General features: G+C 29.5%; 4 protein-coding genes. All 4 read right to left on the minus strand.

The window, feature by feature from the left end; translation table 11 throughout:
• Positions 1 to 52: 52 nt before the first annotated feature.
• Positions 53 to 5785: a beta strand repeat-containing protein gene (locus ACMC9J_RS03915; protein WP_427003578.1), complete on the minus strand. Its 5733-nt coding sequence runs from the start codon at positions 5783 to 5785 to the stop codon at positions 53 to 55.
• A 135-nt stretch (positions 5786 to 5920) separates the two neighbouring features.
• The gene (locus tag ACMC9J_RS03920; protein ID WP_427003579.1) at positions 5921 to 12226 is read right to left on the minus strand and encodes an Ig-like domain repeat protein; all 6306 of its coding nucleotides are present in this window, start codon (positions 12224 to 12226) and stop codon (positions 5921 to 5923) included.
• 152 nt (positions 12227 to 12378) lie between these two features.
• Positions 12379 to 18018 carry an adhesin gene (locus ACMC9J_RS03925; RefSeq protein ID WP_427003580.1) on the minus strand — a complete coding sequence of 1880 codons (5640 nt, stop codon included), beginning with the start codon at positions 18016 to 18018 and terminating at the stop codon, positions 12379 to 12381.
• A gap of 261 nt (positions 18019 to 18279) precedes the next feature.
• Positions 18280 to 22755, minus strand: a complete 4476-nt coding sequence (locus ACMC9J_RS03930; RefSeq protein WP_427003581.1) for a right-handed parallel beta-helix repeat-containing protein — start codon at positions 22753 to 22755, stop codon at positions 18280 to 18282.
• Positions 22756 to 22781: the final 26 nt, after the last annotated feature.

Consider the following 22781-nt stretch of genomic DNA (forward strand, 5'->3'; position numbering starts at 1 on the left):
TTGAAATATGTTAAAAAAAGAAAAAAAAGTAAGAGAATAATAGAAATTCTCTTTAAGGACTTATTTTTATTGTGTTTCCAGTTTGGAAGTCATTCCAGTAGGAAGTTATAATGTATTCCCCACTCATTAATCTGATTCCTAAGCTTGCAATACCATCTTTATTAGTAACTTTGTGATAGAAGACACCATTTACATTAAATGATACATTTTGGTTAGCTAATGGCTTACCTTGACCATCTAAAGTTAAAGCAGTAAAGTTACTGCCGTCAAGGTACTTCATGGAGAGATCTTTTGTTACTAAAGTTGGCATGACAGTGACTTTGTTTCCAATGTCTAATCCCTCATACATTGTTGTAATGGTATAGTTTCCTGGTCTTAAACTGATTCCTAAGCTTGCAACACCGTGTTTATCAGTAGTTTTAGTATAGAATACTCCGTTGATGTTAAAGGTTACATTCTTGTTTACTGCTAAAGATCCGTCTTTATTGTAGACAGTTGCTTCAAATCTGGAAGCATTTAAGTAATATTTGGTTAAATCGTTTTGCATGATTAATGATTTTACGGTTATGTTAAATCCTTTTTCTTCACCGGTTACAGGGTTGTAAGCAGTTAAAATGTAAGATCCCGGTCTTAACATAATACCTAAATCAGCTACACCGTCTTTATCAGTCTTTTTGGTGTAGAAAACACCATGAATGTTAAATTTAACTTCAGTGTTAGCTAATGCTTTTCCTGTACTGTCAGTAAACTTAGCATAGAATCTGGTATTATTTTGATACATTTTAACTAAATCTTTACTTATAATAGTCGGATTAATAGTTACAGTAATGTTTTTAGAAACTGCATCATACTTATCAGAACCATTATATGAAATGACAGCATTATAGATGTTAGATACTAAGTTTAATCCCATGGAAGCAGTACCGTTAGCATCAGTTGTTTTAGCATAAGTTTGGCCATTAATAGTAAAGTACACAGTTGCATTAGCTATAGGATTACCTAAATAATCAGTTAAAACAGCAACCATTCTTGTACCGTCTTTGTAAATCATCAGAATGTCAGAAATGTTTAAATTAACTTTTTTATTAATATCTACAGTGAAATTAGTCTTGATTGCTTGTTTTTCATAGTTTTTATCACCAGAATAAGTAACAGTCACATTATAGTTTCCTGCAACTAAATCTTTTAAAGTTAAAGAAGCAGATCCATTAACAAGAATTACATTATAAGATTTGCCATTTACTAATACAGTTACATTACCTGTTGCATCTTTAGGACCAACAACATTAATTACACTATCCTCACCAGCAACACTAGCATTAACATCTACTTTTAAAGAGTCTTTAGCTTTATTAACAGTTAAAGTTGAAGAATTAGTTACATCAGAAATAACTTTACTGCCACTTACAGAGTAAACTAAAGTGTATTTACCAGCATTTAACTGTCCAATTACAAAACTGACAGTACCATTTTCATCAGTAACTAAAGTATAAGTTTTACCATTGACTTTCAAGGTCACATTAACATTAGCTAATGGATTACCTTTAGCATCCATTAAAGTAGCATTAGCTATTACAACATCACCATAATCAACAACAATATCATTAACTTCGATAATACCTTTACCAATACTTGCAACACCATTATAAGTTACACTCTGACCATCAACAGTAGCAGAAATAGTATAATTACCTTCTTTAGCTTCAAAACCATTAACAACATTATTAGCTATTGTACCATTAGCAATACTTAAAGTACCATTAACCATAGACATATTGAAATTACGTAATGGTAAAGAACCATTATAATCAGTTAAATTAGTTCCATTAAAGACTTTAAATGCTAAAACAGCATCCTGCAACAAACCGGTGTTATTAGTAACATCTAAAGTTAAAACCAACCAGGTATCTGGAGTCATATTAACAAGGGTTCTGTTTGCATCAACAACAGTAAATACTGGTTGAGTATTGTTACCCCACCAATTGTTATTTAAATCAATGATTCCAGTAGTTGGATTGGATAAAACAGTCCATGAAACAGCATTTGGATTTACAATATAACAATTAGTAATGTTAAGTATGCCAAATGCATTAGTTGTTAAAACTTTACCTTTAATATCAATAATACAATTATTTAAAGATACATTACCAGATCTGTTTAAATTAGGTCTAAAACCAACATTATTAATGTTGTTGATGTTTATAAAAGTACAATTATCAAATTTAATAATATTTTGCCAGTTATACTCTGCAGAAGAACCATAATATGATCCAAATATATCTCCAGCAGCTATTGATTCATTGTATCTGAAAACACATCCATATGATTCAACTCTATTTAAACCAGCCAAGTATATGTAACCTGCCCTATTAGATTGAATATCCGTTCTTCCTGCTTCACCAGCAGTTCTTCCGAGATTTTGAATAGTTGTGTTAATTAAAGTTATACCGGAATCAATTCCTACAATGTTTCCATAGTGAGATCCACTCCACCAGTAAGCTTCTTCAACTAATGAATTCTGTAAAGTCATGTCTTTAATTACAAAAATATTTGATCCCCTGTATGCATAATTTGCAAAGAAGTAAGAATTATTAACTATTAAAGTACCATTGTTAGTTAATCCTCCACCATATGATGAAAAACCATTTCTTACAAATGAACAGTTGTTAATAATCATATTTCCAGAGTTTAATACTGCTCCCCCAAGAGTTCCTTTATTATTTTCAAAGTAAATATTATTTAAATGAACATTTGAACCTGGCAAAGCAATAATAGGAGAATGAATATTTTTTACATTTTGATATGGATATACTGCACTAGCATCTGCTTTAGAACCATTAACCATACTCATATTTTCAATAGTAATTATATTACTGCCTTTAGCTATTGTAAAGAAATCATTAGTTTGATTACCGCATAAAATAGTTTTATTAACTCCAGCACCAGTAATTGTTACGCTTACAGTAGATGAAAGCTCAATATTTGTATTACCTTCACCTGAATAAATACCTTCCAAAACATGAATAAATAACACAGAACTTTGAGAATATCCGTAGTTTAATGCTTTTTTAATTGTTTTAAATGGTTTAGCTAAGCTGCCATCACCATTTACATCATCACCTAATTTATCAGAAACATAAACAGTTACATTATTTTTTAATGGTTTTAAAGCTACTTTAACAGTTCCATTAATGATTTTATCACTTGCATCTGCAAATACATAATCACCAGACAAAGTATAAGTTCCATTTTTAAATCCAAGATAATCTAGTGATGCAATACCATTAACAACCTCAGAAGTTCCCATATAAGTACCATTCAGATAGAACTTAACAGAACCTCCACCAATTACAGCACCAGAAATATGAGATACAGACATAGACACAGTATCTGCTAAAAATTGAGTAGTTAAATTATTGAAAGTTATAGTAAGATTAGTTAACTTAGCATCAACATATTGCTTATTGTCAGAATGTTCCATGTAAATATCCTTACCATTAATTACAGCTGTGTTATCTTTGAAAATACAGCCAGTTAATGTAATATTAGAATCTACAGAATAATAATCAGAAGTATAATGAGGAGCTAAGTAAATTGCACCACCATAATTTGCAGAATTGTTTATAAAAGTACAATCAACAATAGAACCCATAACAGTTTGAATTGCTCCACCTTTATCACCAAAACAATCAATAAAAGTAGAATTAATCACATCACAAAGCATTTTATAATTATTATAAGTATTTGAAAATCCTATAAATGCAGTTCCATTATTTTTCTTGAAATAATCATTTTTAGATAAAATAAAAGAAAGTAATGAACCAGTGTTATTTATAAACTTATTATTAATAGAAATACCTTGCTGAGTAGCCCTAACTAAACCAAAATTATTTTCAAATACAGAATTAGTTATATTAATATAACCTCCTTCAAGGAAATAAAGATTATATGCATTATTTATTTTATTATTAGCTAAATAAGATTTATCAATAGATGAAACACCAGTAATCATACCTGTATTATTGCAAAATGTCAAATTATCAATAGTAGAACTTCCATCTATAATCTTACCACCATAAGTGTTAACATTGTCAGAGATTATACAATCTTCAATAACAGAAGGTGCATTAGTAGTTATTAATGAATATAATCCACTAATATATTTTGTTATAGACCCATTTTTATAAGTTAAATTTTTTAATACAACATTTGTGTAACTACCAGTTTTTAAAAACCAATTTCTATTTTGACCATCAATTAACACTTTATTATATCCTTCACCTACCAAAGTTAAGTTACCAAGGTTAGAAAAAGTTAAATTAGTATTATTAACACCACTATAAACTCCACCCATTATATGAATAGTTGGATATAAAGATTTTCCAAAACCATAAGTTATAGCATTACCAATGGTTTTAAACGGATTAAGTTTAGAACCGTCACCAGTTAAATCACTACCATGTACACCGTCAACCCATAAATCAATAGGAGTTTGATCAATATTAACAGATAAAATACCAGGAGTCATAGAAACATTATTACTGCCCCAAGTACCATTAATAACTAAATCCCCATTAGGAACTAACTTAGTTACAGATAAAACAGCCAAACCATTATTAACTGCTGCTTGACCTACCTGTTCACCATTAATATAAAAAGTAACACCATTATATGCCTGAGTTTGACCTGAAACATTGTTTCCATCAACATCAGTTACTCTACATGAAACTTTAAAAGTAGGAGAAGTTGTAGAATTATTTAAAAAAGTAATAATTATGTTCATACTTCCACCATTAAATATTTGACCTTTACTTGCAGAAGTAGAATTGACAAACTTATTATCTTTAACAAAATTCTTACCATTAATATTAATTACAGCACCATTTTTCCCATTATTGTTACAGTTGATAAAAGTATTGTTTACAATAATACCATTTCCATTATATCCAGAATTAGCATATAATGCAGCATCTTTTGCATTACCTGAAGTGGATATATTAACAAACCTATTATTCTTAATTATAGTACTATTAGATGCATCAATATATGCACCTGCACCACTGCAATAAGTGCTCCTAACAACAGAATTTTCAAATACACAATTCATAAGTTGTGCATTTTGCATACTACTTGCAAAAATTGATCCCCCATAACTATTAACACTATTATTCCTAAAAATAGAATTAGTTACTTTAAAATCATTAGATCGTTGATAAATTGCACCACCATTATAACCAGTTGCATAATTATCCTCAAACAAACAATTATCAATAGTTAAAACAGCATTACTTGTAATAGCACCACCTGTATTGGATTTACCATTAATAAAAGCAATATTTCTCAAAACAACAATAGAATCCCCACTCATTGATTTAAAAATAGGAGCCATCTGTTCCCCATCAATAAAAGTCTTATCATATCCCTGACCAATAAAAGTCAAAGACCCATTATAATTCTTATGAGCCAAATTAATACTTAAATCAGTATTATTATCCCCAGTGAATGTTCCCTCACTTAAATAAATAACAGCATTATCAGAAGCATTGACACTTGAAATACCCTTATTTATTGTAGCATAAGGACTAGTCTGACTACCGGAATTTGAATCATCACCAGTAGTATTCACATAAATCGTCTTATCATAACTTATCCCATCACCTACATGAGATGAAGCACCATCAACTGCCAAAACATCAGCAGAAGAACCCTCTTGCGCACTAACAGCACCAAGAGTCAAAATAGCCAGTAAAAAAATACCAACTAACATCACTTTATTTAATCTCATTAAAATTTCACCAAAAAAAAATTTAAAATTATACTTAAAAAACATCAAGCATAATTAAAAAATAACTATATTTAATCTCATATTTAATAGTTATCATGAAAAATTAAAAAAAATAAAAAAAATGTGAATAAATTATTATAATTTGTTCACTAAAATAGTATTAGAAGTAGCATAACTACCATAGACAGATGTAATAATGTATTTACCAGCCATCAAATTAATATTTAAGCTGGCAACACCATTAACATCAGTAATCTTGTTATAAAATACCCCATTAATGTTGAAAGTCACAGTCTCATTAGCTAATGCACGACCAGTACCGTCAACTAAACGAGCCTTAAACTGACTGCCATCCCTATAATTCATAGTCAGATCACTACCTTCCAAAGTAGGTAAAACAGTTACTTTTTTACCAACTTGAAGACCGTCAGGATGAATAGCTGTTAAAATATATTCCCCAGGATTTAAATTAATATTTAACTTAGCTACACCATCCCCATCAGTTTCACGAGTATATAAAACACCATTAATGTTAAACTTAACTTTAGCATTAGCTAATGGATTACCCTGACCGTCTAAAAATTTAGCATAGAACTGAGAGTCATTGCGATAATATTTGACCAAATCGTTAGCTTCTACTGTTGGCAGAACAGTAACATTAAATGACATTAATAAACCATCATAGGGATTATGTACTGTTAAAACATATTTTCCAGCCCATAATTTAATACCTAATGTAGCTATACCATCATCATTAGTTTTGCGAACATAGAATACACCATTAATATTCATTGACACGTTAGTATTAGCTATTGGATTACCTGCACCATCAATTACTTTAACATGGAACTGAGACTCATTAAGATAATATTTAACCAGATTGTCCCCCAATATTGTCGGTAAAACTTTCACAATAGCTTTTGCAAATGCATTGTCTGATTCAGTAGGACCATAATATGCACATAAAACTTCATATTCGCCAGGTCTAAGGTTAATATTCATAGTTGCCCAACCATTTTCATCAGTTGTGCGATTATAAGTTTTTCCATTAATAGTTATAGCTATTGTACGATTTACCAATGGATTTGAATAGGAATCCAATAATTGTACATAAAATTGTGTTCCATTACGATAATTTTTAGTGCAGTTTAAGGCAAACAGATATGTTGAATTTCCTGAAACAACCAAAGTAGTTTTTACAGATGATTTTTTATAGGTATCGTCACCGCCAAAAGTTGCCTTAATATCATAGAATCCGGGAGATAAAACAGTATCCAAAAATGCCTTACCTTCAGAATCTGTAATAGCATAATAACTTTGATTACCAACTGCAAATTTAATTTCCTTGCCTTTGATATATGTTCCGCTTTCATCAATTAAAACAACATAGTAATTACTGCTACCACTTAATTCAGAATCTCCAGCAATTAAAACTGTTTTAGTAGTATTGCCTACAGATTCCACATTCACATAGTTAACTCCATAACTTCCAAGATAGGAATTACTGCCTAAATAATAAGTGGAAATAATATATCTGCCATAATCTAAATCAAAGCTAAATATTACCTTACCATCTTTTGCAGTTACTCCTTTGTAAGATCCGACAAAATCACCATCAATTGTAGAAATATTAGCTAAAATAGTAGCATAATTAATAGGATTACCTAAAACATCACTTAAAACAACAGTGAAATTCATAGACTCATTATCATAACCATTAACATCACCAGATTCAATGTTAGTAGAAGTCCTGTTAGAATCAACCACCAATATATAAGATGAACCGGATGATGGAATATAATTTGGATTATCTATATGATAACTAATCAGATACTTGCCAACACCAAGACTTAAGAGTAAACGAGCTACACCATCATTATTTGTAGTGGCTGTGTAGTTTGTTCCATTTATATCAATCATGATTTGCATATTTTTAACAGCTGCATTCCTGCTATCAAGTAGTTTTATCACATAATACTTAGCTTCACCAACATTCATAATAACATCAGATGCAAGAATTGCAGTCGGCATACGATAAACAGACACAGTACTTGAATTTTTAGCAAACAAACCATAATATGGGTTAGTGTATTGGTAAGTAATATTATAAATACCAGGATTTAAAGTAATCTGCAAACGGCCATACCCATAAATGTCAGTAACAACATTGTAAGTTTGCTGCCAATCACCGGAAGAAATTGTAACAGCAATATTCTTACCATACAAACTATATGCATTAGTATCATTGAAAGAAATTACAAAATACCTATTTTCACCATAATACTGAACAAAATCACTTGCATTAATAGAAACCTGACCAGGTGCAGTTTGACTATCAACAACAATAGTAGCAGCACCAGTTGAATCAATATACCATATATCACCATCAAAATCAAAAGTAGCTAAATAAGTACCTTCACCTTGAGCAATACGGAAAGTTACTTCTCCATTACCATCAGTTACACCAGTATAAGTTTTTAATAAAACTCCTTTGTACAGATTTAACTTTATAGTTGCATTAGTTACTCTGTGACCAAACATATCAGTTAAAACAACAGTATAAACACCATTTAATGGAATTTTACTATAATGGAAACCTGAAATAACTGTTAAAACCTTATTAACAGTAATAGTTCCACTGCCTTTTGCAGAACCGTAAACATCATCACCTGCATAGCTGGCAGTTATCTGATAAGTACCCGGAAGATAATTAATAGTTAATCTGGCTACTCCATCATCACCAGTTTGCAAAGTAAAAGTATCAGACAAATTGCCCTGAGTTATAACAACCTTAATATACTCTCCTCTAATTAATGTACCGTGTTCATCCCTTAAAGTGATATTATACTCATTTCCAACACCATAGAAAACAACATCAGGCACTTCAATTGTTGAATTAACAGGACGGATTTCAACATAAGATACAGAAGAGCTTGGCAGATACCAGCCGTCACCTTTATACTCACATTTAATAGTATATTTTCCAACATCCAAACTTAATAGTGCATCAGCACGCCCAGTAGAATCAGTAGTAATAACAGCAGTCCTTGTTCCTCCTTTAGAATCAATAATAGTGATTGTTATACTTTGATTAACAATTCCTACCTGTCCATTTGTTAAAACTGCATAAAAATTAACATTTTTACCATAAAAAGTGTAATTATAACTAATCAAATAAGTAACAGATGGACTAATAGTAATCTGAGCAGATTTATTACACCCTTCAAAATAACCATTACCATCATAATAAACAGATATGTTATATACCCCTACAGGATAAGTTACTTCAAACTTGGCATATCCTTTTTCATCAGTTACTAAAGTGAAATACTCTTTTTCACCTTTTGGAGTTGTAATAACAACAGTTAAAGTCTGATTGAAAATTCTATGGCCGTTTACATTAATTAAAGTAATTTCATAGTTGTTATTGTTTCCATAAAATACTACATCATCCATTACCAGTTGAGTGTTATTATTTCTAAGTGTTAAGTCTAAAAGTTGATTATCAATCCTTGCATAAACATTGAAATCAGCAGTAGTTTCATTTTGAACAACATATGCATCAGCTTTATTATTTACAAGAGAAGTGTTAAGTGGAGATACTATTCCATAATCTGATGAGAAATAAACATCTCTAGTTGGAAGAACCTTATCCAAACTACTAATATTTCCATTATTATCAATTAATTTATTTAAAGCAGCTATAATATGAGTGTTTGTAACAGCATCTAAAGACATGATTACCCAATTATCAAGAGTTAAAGATCCGATATGTACAAAAATCCTATTACCATCAGGTTTTTGATTGGAACCCCACCAGTTACTTGAATAATCAACTTCACCGTCATAAACAAAAATATCATTACCTCCGTAAGTAGCAGAATTATTCAAAAATACAGAATAATGAACAATCTTAGTACCTGCAAGAGCACCACCATAAGCAGCTTTATTTCCAATAAAAACAGAATAATAAACTTCATTAGCAGTAGCTATTCCCCTATATGAATAGGTAGAATCCAGATTACCTATACCTGAATTGTCATTTTTATAGAAATAAGAATTATTGATTAAATCAGCACTTACATAACAAACAGTATTGGAATCAAAGAAAGAATTATTTACAACAGCCCCTTCAATTAACCTACCATTATTTTTAATAAAAGAACAATTGTTTACTTCTCCATGACAGGTTCCATAAACACTGCGTCCTAATCCAAGTCCTATGCGATTACTTGCATAATAATCACTAGGTATGAAATTATTCTCTACAAAAGAACAATTAGTAATGTATGCAAATACAGTACTTTTAGATAAATCCCCAACTATATTTTTACCTAATGAAGATGAAGAAGAATAAATAGTAGGATTTAAATTAACAATACCTACAGTATTGCTTCTAAATACTGAATTGGAAATAGAAATATAATTCCAGACAGGGAAACAAACATTGTATGCTTCCATACCCCTATAAGTGTAAATATTGCTGCATTTTTCAGCAGATATATTATTAATAGTAATATTGGCTCCACCTCTAATTAATGGACCTACAATGTTTTTAAAAGTGATGTTGTCCACATATACATTACCGTTATTTTGAACACCATTACTTGTTGAAACAATACCAACAGAACGGATATCATGGAAATTGGAATTTAAAACTGTTAAATTTCCTCCTTTAACAATAATCAATTCATTAGAATACTGTTTTAAATTAACTGTAAAATTTAAATTTTTAAGAGTCAAACTACCCCATTCTTTAACTATGAATATATTACGGTCATTTTCCCTACTTAAAATTACATTACCAACACCAACAACAGATAAATTTTTAACAATTTCCAAATTTGAATTCCAATTATTTGTATAAGTACCATTTAACAAATAAATAGTATTTCCATTTAATGCTTTAGCTATTGTATGATCCAAAGTTTTATAGGGATTATCATGACTTCCATCACCAAACCCGTTGTGTCCTGTTGGTGAAACATACCAATCATAATCAGTTAATCCTGTACCGACAATAAGTCTTAATCTTTGAGAATTAATTACAGCATAAACAATTGAACTTTCATTATTGTTTCTTAAATAATTAGAAAATGTACCATTAACTAAAGTTCCACTACTATAATCAAATTTACCATTTTGAGACTCGAATTTAACACTCATTTGAGGAAGTAAAGAAGGATTATCCAAATATTTCATGGAATCCCCATCAGTATATTTATTTAAAGTTGCCCTAAACTCCGCATTAGTACCTACTTTAATCGGAGACTCATCACATTCAAAAGTCATTACAACCCAATATTTAGTGTCTGATTTAACATACTTAAGAGAAGGTCCTTTATTTACCCCCCACCAATTATAATTTGCTGAAACATTATTTGCATAAGCACCATTACCATAAATTTCGCCTAATACCACAGAATAAGTTATATTAAGATTAGAATTAGCAATATTAATACTGCTATCAAAATATGATGATTTAATAGTTGCATCAGAATTAAATAGAGAAGATAAACCTGAATAACCGGAAGTTCTAAAGTATACATCACTTATATTAACTACAGAGTTTTCTGCTCTAAATCCCGCATCAGCAGTTGTATTTTTAACTACCAATGTACCATTATTACATGCTAATTGCCCTACTTTTGAGTTAATAACAGTCATGGTAATGCTTTTAAAAATATCAACATCAAAATTAGGGTTTGAAGAAATTCCAAAAGTTTGAGAATTATTCACAAATAAATTATGAAAATTATAAATTGCAGGATTCTTATTTGAATAGCTTATAATCAATTTACTATTAACAACACTACAGTCTCCCAAATTAAAAATCATATCCGCATAATTAGAACCAACACAATTAGAAAATTTAGAATCATAAACTTTTAAGTCGCCTTCATTGTAAATAACTCCCATAAAAGAATTAATATTTTTAAATTCCACATTTGACAATGTTAAAAATCCTTTATTGTAAATAACACCATAATAACTAGAATATTCAGTTGTTTTTCCATTGACAAAGTTAATATTTTCCAAAATTAATGATTTGGACTCGAAAATATTAAAAAATGTACTTTGTCCATTACCATTAACTGTTACATTGCCCATTAAGGATTTAATTACCAAATTTTTATTTATTTCAATGTTTAAATCACCAGGACTGCTATAAATTCCATCCATAAGAATAACAGTAGAATTATCATTAGCCATATTAACTGCTTCACCAATTGAAGAATATGGTTTATCCTGACTACCATCAGGTACTATAGATAAATTTGCAGAAGGATTTACATAAACATAGTTATCCCCATTATCTCCAATAATAGGGTCTGTATCATAGTTATTTTCAACAATTACATTATCATCAACATTAGTACTGTTAAAATCATCACTAGCACTAGCTAAACTTATTGAAGACAATATAATCAAAAATAACATGAATATAAATGCATTCTTTTTAACAGAAATAATTAACACCTCTTAATTAAATTATACTTGGTTATAAATCAACCATAATGTTATTATTTCTAATAAAAAGAAGTATAAAAAACTTTCTAAAATATTAGAAAAAAGAAAAAAAGAAGGTTTAATTATTCATTTTCCCTATCTTTTCTGCGTTTATAACCTATAAACAGACAGATTATAAGAATAATGATTAAACCAATAAATGTAAATATTGTTTTTGGATTATCTAATTGCTTAGTCACATCCTCTTCATCAATCTCATATGCTTTAACATCATCACTGCTGGAACTGGATGAACTAGACTCTCCAGCATCAGATGAACTAGATCCTCCAGCACTAGCTGAAGAAGCGGCATTTGCAGTCAAACCTACAGTAAGTAAGTTTTCATTAGCATTACCACCATCTATTTGGCTTAAACTATTAGCATTAGAACTGCCATTAACTCCCTGATTTGAAGTAGGATTTCCACCTTGAGCAGGTCCGCCATTAGGACCATATTGGCCACCACCGCCAGGACCTAAATTACTTCCAGGACCAGGAATTCCACCACCAGGACCTGAAGGACCAGGACCGGTATTTCCACCAGGTTTACCTTGGCCTCCAATTTGAGGACCAGTATGCCAAATAGGATTTGTCTTAGTAATCACTGTAGGGCCGGAAGCAGGCTTATCATTACCTCCCGGAGTAACAGTTCCGTTTCCATTTGGCTTGTCTGGTACTACAGTAGGAGCCCAATTAATAATTGACCTGACTAATGGCTTAAATACAATTTTATCACCTAAATTAAAAGGAGAATCATCTGGGACTCCTTTTTTACCATTAGATTCCCAGTAATTATACCTTGCATCAACATATAAATGTGAACTGTCATATACACTGAAACTTTCAGCTTTAGGTGCTTTGTTATTTACAATATTAGAATTGTGTATAACCATATTAGCAGATCCTAAATAAAATGCTCCACCTGATTCCAAACCAAGATTATTAGAGATAGTTGAATTAAAGATATTCAAATTATTCTGAGTGTGGCCATAGTAAACATATGAACCGTAACTGATAGCTCCACCATAACTTGCAGAATTATTGCTTATAATTGTATTAGTAATTAGGAAGTTATTAGATATGTCTAAAGCACCACCTTTACTTCCTGCACGATTATCAGTAATTATACAACCATCAATACGTCCATCATTTGCCTGAACAGATAATGCTCCACCATTAACTACTGCCTTATTATAACGGACAATAGAATCTTTAAGAGTGAATTTATCAAATGTTCCGTAAATTGCTCCACCATCACCATAATTTCTATAAACATAAGAATTCAAGTTAGAATTATTACCCACAATAGTGGAATTAGCCACATTATTTGTAAAAGAACAATTAGTTAAGTTCAATGAAGCTTTTGGTTTATATGTTGAATATTCACCATAATTTGAAATAGTTCCAATAGCTCCTCCTTTATAAGCATTATTATGATCAAATATTGAATTAGCAACTTCTAAAACAGTATTTTTGTTAAATATTGCTCCACCAGTACCTAAAGGAACTTCACATACTGATCTGTGTTCATAACGAACACCTTCATCAATAGACCATCCGGTAGAATACCTTTCAAGCATACAATGATCCAAATTAAGAACTGCAACATTCATGTAAAATACAGTATTATTAATTGTAAAAGATTTAGATGAATCTGTGTAAATAGCCCCACCATGAACACCTTTATTATCACGAATTACTGATGAAACAATAGTAGTTTTACCAAAGTCCGCTATAGCTCCACCTCTATGAGCATAATTTCCAGATAATTCAGTCAAATTAATAACTAAATTACCGTAATTTAATATAGCTCCACCTAATCCCGTATTTTTACAGTCAACAGTATACCAGTACTCCTTGCCTCTGTCATCTACCGTTTTATTTATGAAATCAGGATTACTATTATCAAAGTAAGCAGAAGAGTTGCAAATTATTGAATTATTAATGTATAAAGTACCATTATTAACAAATAATGAACCTCCATTAACATTATGTCCATTAGATACAATTAATCCGTTTATTGTTAAAGTACCATTAGTTAAAATAGTAAATAACTGACTATTATTTGCATCAATAAATACTTTACCCGGATTAATAGCTAAAATAGTAATATTTTTATCAATAACAAGATTAGAATCCTTAAATGTTCCATCAAGCAAGTAAATTACACAATGATTTAAAGATTTACCTAAAGCAAAAGCCAGAGAAGCATAAGGACGCTCTTTACTACCATCACCTGCAGTATCACTACCGCCAAGTGCAACATAAAGTGCAAATGGAGTATTATCTATAACCAAATCATGCAATGCATAGACAGCTGCATTTGCACGTTTAGATCCATTACCACTAATAAGATAATTGTTTATAACTTTATTAAACAAATTCTCATTAGTTATAATCATAACTGCATAATCATCTCCTTTCAATGAATAAGAAAATATGTTATTATGAGCTACAGTATTACTTACTGATTTGCCAGTAAACAAGACCGCTGATTGATTAGTAACGCTTGAATTTCCAGTAATGATTATATCATTGTATTTTATTGAATCATATGCAGAATTATAAGCATAATATCCGAATACAGAATCTCCACGAATAGTTAAGTTATTATGATTAAAGTTAGTATATCCAGAATCAACAGAATAAACAACCTTATCAGCTATTCCGGACATATTATTATAAGCAATTTCATTGTCTTTAGAATTTTTAATAATTACAACATTTTCAAGATTGCTGAAAGTCATATTATTAGAAATTATATGATTTGAAGAAGTATCAAGTAATTTAATCATTACATTACTTTTTTCACCGGATAAACTATTATTAATTACATAATTACCCATACCGCCAACAACAATTACACTAGAGTTTGTTAAATTATTATTTTTAATATAAACTTTAGAAACATTGTTTAATGTTAATGTAGAGTTAATTAAAGTTAAATTAGTAATATTAACTGATGAAGCACCACTATTAAGAATCAGGTTAACAATTGAACTTACATTTTCTTTATAATATGTGATATTAACTGGAATATCAATACTTAAAGTTTGACCTTTAGTTAAATTATTAAGTAGCAACACATCATTGTTTTTAATAATTTTAGAGTTTATAGTATCATTAAAGTATATTCCGCAATTATTATCATCAATAACATAATAAGTAACACCTAACTCAACAATAGAAGTATTATTCTCAACAAATATTGGATTTGTTACATTAGCATAAATTAAATTACCAGTAATATTTGTATTATTTGTAAATTTAATTAATCCAATAGCCCCTTGTCCAATACCTAATATATCATGAATTTCAGTAATTTTAGATAAATTACCGCCAAAGATATTGAAAGTGTTGTTTATAATAGAAATGTTGTCTGACATATATGTGCCAATACCATAAACACCGTTAGAATTACCATAAAGATAATTATTCACAAAAGTAACATTATAATTTTTATGCAACTCGATGAGATATGCCATATCCTTAGAATGAATAACAATATTATTATTAGAAATATTCAAATCATGGGGACTGCCAATAACATTACAGCTTGCTATACCGTAAGCTGCACCATCAGAAATAATGTTAATATTATTTCCCATAATTTCACTTTCAGTTAAAACATCAGCATAAATAGCTTCAGTTACACCAGTACCAATCATGATAATAGTATTTCCGGAAATTCTAAATCCTGAAGACATTACTTTATTATAAGTTAATCTTATAGGATTATAAGCAGGCATACTAATACCATAAGCATAAGCAGCTTTTGAATTAATATAAATATTATTATTTTTTAGAATTATGCCATTGCATACATCAACAACTGAAATAGCTGAATTAGCAGGACTTTTATCCTTTAACATTAATGTAATATTATTGTTAGATAACGAAACATCATCTACACCATTTAAGACTATAGCTTCTTTATTCATATTATAGAAATTAAAATCACGAATTAATGATCCGCTAGCATCTCCACTTAATGAAATAGTAACATTAAATAAAAGATTGCTTTGTTTATTACTAATAATATTGATTTTTTCTGTTATGAATACATCCTTGTTAGATAAGAATGTAAAGAAGATTACTTTAGTCTTATTTGCTTCAAAAGTATAATTCAAATAACCTCTTTCATCAAAGTATTTGTAGAAATTGTCATCATTAATAACTAAAGCTGTTGCATCATAAATAACCCCATTAATCATGTTGTCAGAGTTATTGTCTGCAAGTTCATCAGTAATCTCTTTGTAGATACCAACACTAGCATTAGTTTCAATTACATTACCTGATATGGTAGTTTTATAGATTAAACCTTTAATAGAAATACCATAACTTTCACTGCGAATAACATTGTTTAAAATATTATTATAATAATATCTCATGACATTTGATGTGGAAGTTACAGATATACCTACAGCATGAGTATCAATCATATTATTTGAAATAGTATTGTTACATCCGATAAATGTAATAGCATTATCATGATTAACTTTAATTTTATTATCATGAACATAAGAACAATTATCAGTAATACTAATACCCACACCATAATTCTTAATATTAACAGTATTGTTAAAAGCTTCAGTATAATTACTTAAACCGATAGCACAATAAATGTCTGTAAATGTTACATTATTATGTGCAACAATAGCAGAATATCCTTTTTCACCATTAACTAAAATACCATTACCCTGACTAGTTCCAGTTACGTTATTATAGGTAACAGATATATTCTTACCCATTGCAGAAACTGAAATACTGCTTTCTATAATAGTATTATTATATACTGTAGCATTATCTGAATATAAGTTAATACCATAACTGCCACGAATAATAGTATTATTAACAATAGTTGTGTTGATATGGTTTTCATAAACCAACTGTAAAACAATAGACATTGGCCCATTACAAAATGCTTTAAGGTAATTATCTGAAATAACATTACCTAAACATAACGGTGATCCACCATAATCTGCATGTCCAAAGGGATTAAAGTAAATCAGGTTACTGACTATCAAATCATTATAATCCAGAGTTTCCAATTTATTTTTAGAAATTATATTATAATGACATTGACCCATAACCATTACACAGGTAATATAAGTACTCATATCATTACCAATAATTCTATTATAGCTAGACCATCCCATAGGCATTGCATAAACACCTGCAGCATTAGCTATTCTAATTGTATTGTTAACAATTGTATTATTGTTAGATTTAGTTATCCAAATACCGTGTAACTGACCTACATATATTCCATTAATAGATAATGCACCTTTAGTATTGTTAATTGTAAGTCCTGAAATTGTAGATCCGTCACTACCTTTAACTAAATGAATAAATCCATTTGAAATTTTAGAATTATTATCTAAAGGCATTAAAGTTAACTGACGATCAATAACAAAACCTCTATCAGATATATTGCCTATTTTTAAAGTATCTCCAGCTACAATTCCTGATTCATTTTTGATTTGACCATTGAATTTGTAGAAATAATTATCATAATTATTTTGAGTAATTTCAATAGTTTTGCCGCCAATAATTGGGCTTAAAACAATATCCTGATTACCAATATCCAAATTATTAGATTCATGGTTAATAATTACGTTGTTATTTTGTTCCAAAACAATTGTAGAATTATCAGTATCATCTATTGCACTAACTGCACTTAATGATAAAATAAAACAACAAATCATTACCAAAATCAACATACCCTGTTTTTTAATATTTTCACCTCCCTTTAAATTAATTAAATAAAATCATAGTCCAACAAAATAGAATAAAAATATTATTAAATTGACTATGTTATAAATATCTGACATGATATATATTTAAATTTTTATACAATTTTTAAAAAGCATATCTGAATAAAAACAAATAATATAAAAATTTAATGAAAAGTTAATTAAACAATTAAAAAATATTAATAATATTCAAAAAAAGAAAAAAGTAAGTAAATAAAAGTTATTTACTTATTGTCTAATAGTAATAGTGTTTCCAATTTGTAAATTCTCCCAGATAGAAGTAATAATATATTTACCTGACAATAATCTGATACCTAAAGAAGCAATACCATTACTGTCAGTTACTTTATTATAGAATACACCATTAACATTAAATGTTATATTTTGATTTGCATAAGGTTTACCTTGACCGTCAATTAATGTAGCTGTGAATTTGCTGCCGTCATTATACTTCATGTCTAAATTATCAGTAAACATTACATTTTTAACTGTAATTTTATTGGAAACCATACAGTCCTTGTATATTGCAGTAACAATGTAGTCTCCTGGAAGTAAACCAATTCCTAAAGTAGCTACACCATTTGCATCAGTTGTTTTAGTGTAGAATACCCCGTTGATGTTAAATGTTACTTTTTCACCAGCTCCTGCAACACTACCGTCCTGTTTAATTACTTTAACTGAATATGCAGATGCATTTTTAAAGTATTTTACAAGATCATGGTTCTCAGTAAGTAAAGATAAAACTGTAACTGTGTTACCTTTCTGTTCTCCATTAGGACCAACAGCTGTAATAATGTATTTGCCAGGATATAATTGAATATTTAAACCAGCAGTACCGACTGCATTGGTTTTTTTAGTATACCATACACCATTAATATTAAATTTAACTTCAGTATTTTTTAATAAATTACCATGCCCATCATAGAATACAGCATAATATTGAGTGTCGTTTCTAAACATTTTAGTAACATCCCTACTTGAAATAGTAGATTTTATTAAAACATTTACTTTAGCATCACTGCCCCACTGTTTAGCATTGGAATCAAATTTGATGTAAACTGAATATTCGCCAGCTACTAAATTAAGACCCATTGAGAATTTACCATCTTTATCAGTGGTTTTAGTGTAAGTTACACCATTAATAGTTATTTTTACATCAGCTCCGGCAATTACATTACCGTTTAAATCTTTAAGAGTTCCTTCTAAACGGGTTCCGTTTTTATAATACATTACAACATCTTTAGCTGAAATTACAGTATAAACCATATCTCCGATAGTTAATTTTGAAGTAGCGGAACTGCCTAAATAGTAATTATTTTCACTAGCATTGGCAGATATTGGATGTGAACCTGTGAAAGATTTAGGTATTTCATAAACAAATTTAGCTATTCCGTTTTCATCACTTACAGCTTTTCCGACATATCTTCCATCAGTGAAGAATTCAACAGTAATTCCGCTTACACCATTGCCTAAAGCATTTTTAACAGTAGCTGTGAAATAAACTTTATTACCTGCTTTTCCAATTACTTCATCTACTTTAATGTTTAATTTTCCTTTAGTTACAATTAAATTAGCAGTTGCATTAACTGATTTATAATTAACTTTAGATAAAACAGCAGTAATTGAGTAATATCCAGGAACATAGGACTCATTTAATTGATATTTTAAAGTAGCAACACCATCATTGAAAACAGCACTTCCAATTTTTACACCGTTTATGTAGAATGCTGCTTGAGCTGCAAGACCTCCGGTGTATGGAAGTTTAGCAGTTATTTTAATGGTTGCATTGTCTAAATAAGATACAGTTACATCTGCAAATACAACATTTTCAAAGATATATTTGTAATTATTGTTGACAATATTGTTTTTACTATTATTTACACCGTCATTTCCACTGCCTTCTTTTCCAACCAAGTAATTGTTAGTAATAGTATTGTTAACAGATTTAGTATCTAAATCTACAGGATAACCTACATTAGATACAATTTCATTATTATCTATTATATTACCAGTTGAAATAGCTACAAAACGAATTCCTGCATTTCCTTCTTTAATTGAATCATAATTTTTAAATGAAATTGCTTTACCATTACCATTGGAAGTTATTTTATTATTGGAAATAACATTATTACTTGATGCATAACCTGCAAATCCATAAACCATATTTCCAGTTCCAGAAATAATATTTCCGGAAATTTTATTGTTGTTGGAAGAATAAGCTTCCATTCCATAAATAACTTCTGCAGCTGCATTAACTTTATTGTTTACAATAGTGGAAGATTGAGATAATTCTAAAGTAATACCATAATTTACATTATCTGCTGAAATTTTTACATCATTATCTTTAATTAAATTATTTTTTGAATTATAACCTGCTATAATACCTGTTGCAAAATAATTTCCGATAACTTCCACATTATTGTCAACAAATTTATTATTTGAAGAATATTTAGAAGATCCTGAACCGGTTTCAGATCCGATTACACCCATACCATATAAATAATTGTCTTTTCCTTCAACATGAATATTGTTTCCAGAAATAATATTGTTACTTGAATCAAAGTAGAAATCAATACCTACTAATGAATTAGTGGAAAAATTACCATTAACAGTAGCTCTAGGTTGATTTACTAAAGATTTAACAGTTACATTATTGTTTAATACTTCATTGTCAGAAGAATAAATCATTAAAATACCATAGGTTCTGAAAATTTCTTTAACATCATTTTTACCGTCAATACATTTTGAAGCTTCATATAAATGTAATTCACCAGTTCCTAAAGTATTAATTACATTTCCAGAAATAGCACAATTTTCTGCACCATAACCCAGAACAGTGTAAGTTAAATAATTACCGTGAGAGTAAAGAGTGTTATTTACCACTTCAACATTACCTGATCTGTAAATATAAATAGCATATGCTGCATTCGGATCAACAACACTAATATTATTGTTTAATATCATTACCTGATTAGTATCAACTACATTAACTCCCCATCTATTTAAAGAAGAAGAGTTTTTATTAATGATAGTTACATTTTCAATCCATACATGATTTGTAGTTACTTTAAACATTGAATCAGTAAAAACAGCATTTTTACCAAAGATTTTAATACCTTCAGTAATAAGCATTATTTTATTGTTAAAGGTTCCAACAAAGTTTAAAGTATCTCTCATTTTAATAGCTGAATTTAAATTACCGTTTTCATCAAAGAAACTAGAATAATTACTTTCCGTAACTGTGTAAATTGTACCATTAAAAACATACACAGGTTTTGATGGATCTACAGCCCCTTCAGGAGTTAATATTAAAGAACCATGACAGTTGTTGTTTGAAATTGTGTAAGTATCTTTATCTGCTTCAGCAGCATCAATTGCATATTTATTAGTAGTAGTTATGTCATTACCTGTAATAACAATATTTGCAGGGAATTTAGTGCTGGACACTTTTTTAAGTAAAACACCAACACCAGTATTGGAAACTATATTATTATTTGTAACAGTTAAATAATCATATTTACCCATTTGAAAAATACCTGCAGAAGTATTGGTAGTTACATTATTATTTTTAATTGAAATATAATTACCTTCTGCCTGAATTCCATAACCTTTACCATGAACGTCAACAACATTATCAGTTACATTGGAATAATCTCCTGCAAGAATTCCAGCACCCATAAGTAATGCATTTTGAATTATATTATTGGAAACTAAAGAGGAATTACCTACAGCAATTGCATAGTTCCCACCTACAGTTTCATTAGTGTTGAAATCTTTACCTGTAGCATTGATAATTTTATTATCAGTTACAATAGTACCTACACCAGTAGAAGAAATGGATCTGTAATTACCGATGATAGTATTGGAACTTGCATTGTTATAATTTCCCATAAGCTGGATAGCATAATTCCAGGAAGTTGGAAGAACAGTTGCTTTTATAGTATTGTTGAAAATAACATTATAATTAGATATAGCTCCAACAAAAGCTCCCCCACCATAACTGGACAAATAAATTCCATTTGCATCATCAGTGTATAAATAATTATCAGCTATGTAATTGTAATGAGCACCACCAAGTACAATTAAAGAAGTAGACCTGGAACCATGCCCATAAGTTGCTCCATAAGTAGCTAATACATTGTTTGTAATATTATTATAATTAGAACCTGGATTTAAAGTAATAGGGAAAGAACTTGGACCGGAATTGTTTATTTTATTATTGAAAATATTACATTTGGTAGCCTCATTAAGGAATATTCCCTGAATATCAGTACCTTTATTTGCAATATTTAAGTTAGATACGCTACTTCCAGAGGATTCTTTTAAAAGAACCACAGTACAATCCTGCATTTTATTAGTTGATGTACCTACAACATTTAAAGGTTTATTTAAAATAAATTTTTTATCAGCGAAAGTTCCATCCAAACTCATAGTATCTCCAGAATTAACAGAAGAAGATTTGAGAGTACCGTTCTCGTCAAAATAAGTACCATAATTAGATGAACTTACTGTATGAGACGCAGGTGCAGCTATAACACCACTATCAGAATAGTAATTATAACTAACTGGCTCATAAGATACCATACTATCTGAAATTATATTATCATCAACTGTTGCATTAACATCTTCAGCAGCACTAACTGCTCCGAGAGATACAAAAATCAATAATAATAAAATTAAAGAAAATTTAATATTTTTTACCATTTTATATCACATCATTAATTATATTA

The sequence above is a fragment of the Methanobrevibacter intestini genome (assembly GCF_047402955.1).
Lineage (GTDB): Archaea > Methanobacteriota > Methanobacteria > Methanobacteriales > Methanobacteriaceae > Methanocatella > Methanocatella intestini.